General features: G+C 66.7%; 5 protein-coding genes. 2 read left to right on the top strand and 3 right to left on the bottom strand.

The window, feature by feature from the left end; translation table 11 throughout:
• Positions 1-99 precede the first annotated feature (99 nt).
• Positions 100-819 (bottom strand): hypothetical protein, encoded by a 720-nt coding sequence (locus KBZ04_RS13605; protein WP_254992444.1) that lies wholly within the window; start codon positions 817-819, stop codon positions 100-102.
• Between the two features lie 490 nt (positions 820-1309).
• Here KBZ04_RS13605 and crtD point away from each other — a divergent pair, with 490 nt between their 5' ends.
• A complete protein-coding gene (gene crtD / locus KBZ04_RS13600) occupies positions 1310-2872 on the top strand; it encodes a C-3',4' desaturase CrtD (protein ID WP_254992443.1) in 1563 nt (520 codons plus the stop codon).
• Between the two features lie 16 nt (positions 2873-2888).
• Here crtD and KBZ04_RS13595 read toward each other — a convergent pair whose 3' ends face one another.
• Complete coding sequence (locus KBZ04_RS13595; protein WP_254992442.1) at positions 2889-3824, bottom strand: phycobilisome rod-core linker polypeptide; 936 nt, start codon at positions 3822-3824, stop codon at positions 2889-2891.
• A gap of 822 nt (positions 3825-4646) precedes the next feature.
• Entirely contained in the window at positions 4647-4928 is a 282-nt protein-coding gene (locus KBZ04_RS13590; RefSeq protein ID WP_216910622.1) for a hypothetical protein, read from the bottom strand.
• Positions 4929-5014: 86 nt separating this feature from the next.
• On the opposite strand from KBZ04_RS13590, the gene msrA reads away from it, so the two are divergent.
• On the top strand, positions 5015-5716 hold the full coding sequence (gene msrA, locus KBZ04_RS13585; RefSeq protein ID WP_254992441.1) for a peptide-methionine (S)-S-oxide reductase MsrA: 702 nt from the start codon (positions 5015-5017) through the stop codon (positions 5714-5716).
• Positions 5717-5867 lie beyond the last annotated feature (151 nt).

Below are 5867 nucleotides of genomic sequence, written 5' to 3'. Positions count from 1 at the left end.
TCAGGAGTGCTGATCACGGCCCCACCGATCTGGCGCACACAAAAAAACCCCATCCGAGGATGGGGATTGATTGGTTGACGTTTCGCCAATGGCGACGAACTACGCCTTGATTGCAGCATTCCTGATCCGCGCCCGAAGCTTTCGGCTCAGGCCAAAGCAGACAGCCGCCCCAGCCATGGGCAGGGGACCAGGGACAGAATCACCGGGGGCCCTGGCTGTCGTAAGCCTGAAGCCATTGTTGATGTCCGTGATGGTGTCACTGTCCGTGGCTCCAAGCCAGATATCCTTGATGGATAAGGCTTTCACACTCGGGAAGGGTGCAAACGAGAACACCGGCTCTGCGGGGCCGACGGACGGCACGCCGGTCACCAGCACCGCTCCAGGCCCACCAGCCCAGGCGATTTCCTTGGTGGCGCTGTAGCTGCTGAACAGTCCGGTTGCACTCAGCGTGACTTCCTGAAACTCCAGTCCTGCCGTTGGGAGGATGGCAATGTCGTAGGAGATATTGCCATCGTTGAATCCACCGGAGGGGGTCAGATCGCCACTGAACAGGTAGTTGATTCCACCTTGGGAGATCTCGATCTTCAGATCAGAGCGTCCAGCCGCGTCACCGCCGCAGATGATATTCGTCACCGTAAGGATGCCGGTGGAGATGGCACCCGGAGCTGAACAGTCGGTCGCGATAGCGGCCTGGGCGGAACCCGCCGACAGAACAGAGACGAATGCCGTCAGGGTTGCAGCCCCAACCAGGATCCTGGCGTGAACTGGGCGATGCGAACGGTTGCTGAGAGTGTCAAGCAAGGTGAAAGCACGATTCATGACCACGGATCTCCACAGTAACAAGGAAAGCTATAACCAAAAGCGAAGCTATCACACCTTCTCTTCAGCCTGCTCACCCCAAACAGCAAGCCATCAAGGCGCCCTCAGCCGTTGCCCGTTTCTCTGCTAGGCCATAGGAGTGAACGCAGGCCTCACCAAGCAGAAGCCATGCAGCACAAGACTTCTCAAAGCATCAACTGGGGGACTGGCCATCCTTGGGAGGCCACAAGGAGGTGGATCTGATCGATCACAGAGCCATCCAGAATTCAATGGTCCAAGCCATGCCGAAAAACAGGCGCAGGTGTGCTGCAACTCGGATGCACTTCTGCATGATCCATGCATCTCAGCAGATCGTCTTGTTGATGGTCGCCGAGGTGGTTCATCCGAGACGTAACCCAGGCCCAGCCACTCCAGAGCCAGGAGCTGCCGCGCTGAGCCACGGTCATCGGTCACTGCCTGCCAGCATCGTTATTGAGGCACCCATGCAGCGTTGATCCCCAGCGACAGGCCCAGGGCAGACGTGGTGGTGGTGGGCGCCGGCATCGCCGGACTGACGGCGGCGGCACTGCTGGCGAAGCAGGGGCTCCAGGTGGAACTGCTTGAGGCCCATCGCCAGAGCGGCGGCTGTGCCGGCACCTTCCGTCGTGGGCCCTACGTGTTCGACGTGGGGGCGACCCAGGTGGCGGGGCTTGAGGAAGGGGGTGCGGGCCACCCCGCCGGCATCCACGCCCGGCTGTTCCGCCATCTGGGGGTGGACCCGCCAGTGGCCGTGCCGCTGGATCCCGGCTGCGTGGTGGATCTGGGCGATGGCCGCCCGCCGGTATCTCTCTGGCGTGATCCGGCGCGCTGGCGCCAGGAACGGCTGAGGCAGTTCCCCGGCAGTGGCCGCTTCTGGGCCCTCTGCGACGCCGTCCACCGGGCCAACTGGGCCTTCGCCTCGCAGGATCCGGTGCTGCCGCCCCGCTCCTGGTGGGATCTGGGTCAGCTGCTGGGGGCAGTGGGGCCAGGCACGCTGGCCAGCGGGCTGCTCACCACCGCGACGGTGGCCGACCTGTTGCGGATCAGCGGTTGCGCCGCGGACGGGCGGCTGCGGCTGTTTCTGGACCTGCAGCTGAAGCTCTATTCCCAGGAGCCAGCCGACCGCACGGCCGCGCTCTACGGGGCCACCGTGCTGGCCATGGTGCAGGCACCCCTGGGGCTTTGGCACCTGGAGGGCTCGATGCAGTCCCTCAGCGACGGCCTTGAGCAGGCCCTGGCACAGCAGGGCGGTCGCTTGCGGCTGCGGCACCGCGTCGATCGGCTGGAGCCGCCCGCCCGGACGGGCGGGCACTGGCAGATCACAGGTCGGCGCCTGACGGCTCGCCCCGGCGACTCCGGCGCCCCGGAGGCGGACTTCACCCTGGCGGCCGGCGAGGTGATGGTCACACTGCCCCCCCAGACCCTGCCGGCCCTGCTGCGGGACGCCCTGCCGGCCGGCTATCGGCGCCGGCTCCAGAGCCTGCACGAACCCAGCGGGGCCCTGGTGTTCTACGGGGCCGTTGAACGGCACAAGCTGCCGCCGGGGTGCCCCAGCCATCTGCAGCTGGCGGCCACCGACCCGGGCTCCCTGTTCGTCTCGGTGAGCCAGGAGGGGGATGGCCGGGCGCCCGCAGGCCGGGCCACGGTGATCGCCAGCGTGTTCACCCCGGCCCGTCCCTGGTTCGGCATGGATGAGGCCGCCTATCAGGGCCGCAAGCGGCAGGCGATGGCCGCGATCCAGGCCGGCCTGGAGCCGTTGCTGGGGGTGGGGCCCGCCGACTGGCTGCACGGGGAGCTGGCCACCCCCCGGGGCTTTGCCGGCTGGACCGGCAGGCCCATGGGCTACGTGGGCGGCCTGGGCCAGCACCCCAGCCGCTTCGGCCCCTTCGGCCTGGCCAGCCGCTCCCCCCTGGCGGGCCTGTGGCTCTGCGGCGATGCCATCCACCCCGGCGAAGGCACCGCCGGGGTGAGCCTTTCGGCCCTGATGGCCTGCCGCCAGCTTCTGGCCCGAAGGGGGGTGGACCTGCGGCCCTGACCCCCCGGGCGCTGACTCAGTTGACGCTGACGCGCACCACCCGGCCACCGAGACGCTGCACACGCTGCAGGGCCTCGTTCATGCGGCTGTAGGGCACCCGCATCACGTAGGCACCGCTGCGCACCACGGCGTTGTTCACCAGCCCGGTGGCGGTGATGGTGGCCACCCGGCCACTGGAGCCGCTGGTGCCACGCACGCCGGCCGACACCACCAGGGCCTCCGCCCGGTGGCCGCGGGAGGCATCGCTGGGCTGGCCGTTCCGGGGGACCGGGCCATCCACGCTGGCACCCCCCTGGGCCAGGTTGGCCTGGAAGAAGGATTCGCCGCTGAAGCGGGGACGCCTGACCGACACCGTCACCGCCCGGTCCTGGTGCAGCGCCCGGCCCAGCTTGAAGCGGGTGCCGGCGCTGTCACCCTTGACCGAGGCGGCCGCCCCACCGGCCAGCTGCATCAGCCAGGAGAACTGCTGACCCTGGTGGCCGGCGGAATAGTCCCAGCCGTGGAGATAGGGCACCACATCGGAGCCGAAGCGCTCCTGGTACTCGGGGCTGTCGATGTAGGAGTCGATCTCGGCGTCGTAGCCCTGCTCCTGCAGGATCGTGAAGTGGTGCAGCATCTCGGCCTTGTTGTGGGGAGCCCGGCCGAGGAGGTGCTTGTGGTTGAGCTCGATGAAGCGATAAGGGTTGCAGGATTCAAAGAAGCGCGAGCGGTAGAGCCCGCTTCTGGCCAGCGTGCGCACGAATTCCTGCACGGTGAGATAGCCGTTTCGGAACAGAGATTCGGCACCGACAAGGCGCTCGTTCTGCATCACATACTGCTGGCCCAGCACCTGCTGATACACCAGCCGGATGATGCCATCGCGATCCTGCGGCGATGCCTTCGACCAGTTCTCCTTGTTGCGATCATCCGCGAAACGCTCGATGCCAAGGGAAGGGGCTTGGACCAGGGCCATGGGAAGAACAACGTAAAGGGCAGAGGGAAGAGCATCGCCATGGGCAGGGAAGCTGGCGGCTTCTGGCGGAAACCGGTGCTGACGCACGACAGAAACGTGTTCTCAGGAAGCCCTGCCCGTCAACGATGTCAAGCCGCGAGTCTTACCCGATTCGGAGCGAAGAAACCAAGATCGTTACAGGGCTAAGCGGCTGGCGAAAGATCCATACATTCCTTCACCACGAAGAATTGAGAAAAGCGAAGAAAAGCTCAGGAGGCCAGCCGCCCGTTGGCGCCGGCGACGCGATTCCGCTGGCGAACGGGGCGCTGGGCACTCCCACGGGCCGGGCCTGGGCTGGGAAGGTTCGGCAGCTGCAGGGGAGTTCCCGGACTGGTGGCGTCCTGGCAGAGGCTTTCCCAGACGGTCTCAAGGGCGTCCAGCTCGTCGGCCGGAGACCACCCCAGCGCCGCCGTGCCTGGCTCGCCAGGGAGCACCTCAGCCGATGGGGCCGGCAGACCCTGAAGCCTGGACGGAGACTGACGCCTGGGCTGCGGAAGCTCGATCAATTCTTCACCTCCCAACAACATGGTGCCCACTTTTAAGGCATACCACCCCCCCGTCCAGTGGCAGGGCAACACATGCTGACGGAAGAAATTATGAAGACGGTGCCTTCATGGACATAGGGGAGGACTCGGCGCAGCGATAAGCAGGATTGCATAATGATGGACGTGAAGCCTGATTGTCATCAGCAGCCTGAAGAGTTGGGCCCTTTGCATAGGGTCAGGACTGGCGAATCGCCCATGGAATGCCTACGTAAGATCGCCCAACCGATCCATCAGGGCTCTATTCGTCACTCGGCAACAGCACCAGGGTGTGCAGCCGGTCGGTGCCGAGATCATGGGTGAGGATCCACACCTGCAGGCCCTGGCCGAGGTCGAAGACGCTGCGCAGCGAACCCTGCTGGCGGTAGGCCGCGATGGTGTTGTCCCGGGCATCGCGGGCATCCACCACGCCCCAGTCGCCGCGGCGATGGCGGGCCACCAGGCGCTGCAGCGTTTCACGATCCACCCACTCGCGCACCTCCGGACTGACGTCCACCGGGCCGATCGCGAGGCGGGCTGCCATGGAGGTTCCTTCGCTCTGATCGACCTTACGGGGAAATCCGCTGGGGGTCCTGACCGGTAGTCCAACCATCCACCGCGTTTCGTCCGATGCGACTGTCGCCGCGCCTCACCACAGCCAGCGCCCTTTCGGCCCTGGCCGTCAGCCTGCTGGCGTTACCACTGATCGCGACGGGGCTTCTGCCCCGCCTGGGGGCCTCCAGCGCCGTGGCGGCGAGCCTGCCCGATCCCGCCACCGGGCTCACCCTGGCGGCCGGCCCGCGTGCCACGGCGGTCCTGGCCGGCGGTTGCTTCTGGGGCATGGAGGCGGTGTTCGAGCACCTCAACGGCGTCACCGAGGTGGTGACCGGCTACACGGGCGGCAGCCCGGCCACCGCCGCCTACGACCGTGTGAGTGGCGGCGACACCGGCCACGCCGAGGGCATCCGCATCACCTACGACCCGGCCCAGGTGAGCTACGGCCAGCTGCTGAAGGTGTTCTTCACCGTCGCCCATGATCCCACCCAGCTGAACCGTCAGGGTCCGGATGTGGGCTCCCAGTACCGCTCGGCGATCGTCCCCACCGACCCGGAGCAGCGCCGGGTGGCCACGGCCTACATCGCCCAGCTGAACCGCTCCGGAGCTCTGCCGCGGCCGATCGTCACCACGGTGGAGGACTGGCGCGGCTTCACCCCCGCCGAGGCCTACCACCAGGACTTTGTCGCCCGCAACCCGGCCCATCCCTACGTCGTGTTCCACGATCAGCCGAAGGTGGCCCGGTTGAAGACGCAGTTTCCGGAGCTGACCCGCTAGGTAAGGTCGCCCTCAGCGCAGGTGGTCGAGGGCGCCGCGGCCATGCAGATCGGCCAGGGCGTCGTAGCCGCCGATGGGCTGGCCATCGATGAACACCTGGGGCATGGAGCTGGCGCCGCTGCGTTCGGCGACCTGCTGAAGGACGTCCTCG

This window comes from Cyanobium sp. N5-Cardenillas (assembly GCF_024345515.1).
Lineage (GTDB): Bacteria > Cyanobacteriota > Cyanobacteriia > PCC-6307 > Cyanobiaceae > Cyanobium.
This window is presented reverse-complemented; position numbering and strand designations above follow the sequence as displayed.